Origin of the sequence: Porphyromonas uenonis 60-3, from assembly GCF_000174775.1 — a bacterium.
GTDB classification, from domain to species: domain Bacteria; phylum Bacteroidota; class Bacteroidia; order Bacteroidales; family Porphyromonadaceae; genus Porphyromonas; species Porphyromonas uenonis_A.
In genome coordinates, this window is record NZ_ACLR01000130.1 from 1 (window position 1) to 552 (window position 552).

A 552-nucleotide genomic window follows, 5' to 3' on the forward strand; every position below is an offset into this window, starting at 1 on the left:
CGCTACCACATTGATCTAAAAAAAAGACCGATTTGTAGCCGTGAGACAGCTTGAACAGGCCAAAGTGAGAGATCAAAAGCTCTCCATAACCTACCTTTGTCAGCAGCTAGAAGTCAGCCGCAAAGGCTACTACAAGCACACCTTCACCGAGCAAGACGAAGATGTCAAAGTAGCCTCCGTCCTACACTATTGCCAGTATGTGCGCAGTTGGCTCCCCAGGGCAGGCGTAGACACCCTCCAGGAGTGTACCAACAAGTACTTCAAAGGAACCTTTCAAGTAGGTCGAGACTGGCTTTACAAAGTGTTAGGAGCCAACGACATGCTGCTGAGAAGTCGCAAGCGCAAGCGTCCACCCCAGACGACCAAAGGAGTAGTCAATCACGGCTTCCAAGACCACCTGAACACCACCCCTAAGTACATCGCCACCGACCATTGCCGGCTCACCGTCTCAGACATAACCTACGTCAAGTGTTTAGGGGGCTTCGCATATCTCTCCCTGACGATGGATGCTTATAGCCGCATCATCACCGGCTTTGACCTGCAGCCCACGCT

At 52.0% G+C, this 552-nt stretch carries 1 pseudogene; it reads left to right on the top strand.

Going from position 1 to position 552, the window contains the following annotated elements:
• Nucleotides 1-40: 40 nt before the first annotated feature.
• Nucleotides 41-552 (top strand): annotated as a pseudogene (locus PORUE0001_RS04980) (IS3 family transposase); the annotation flags it as partial.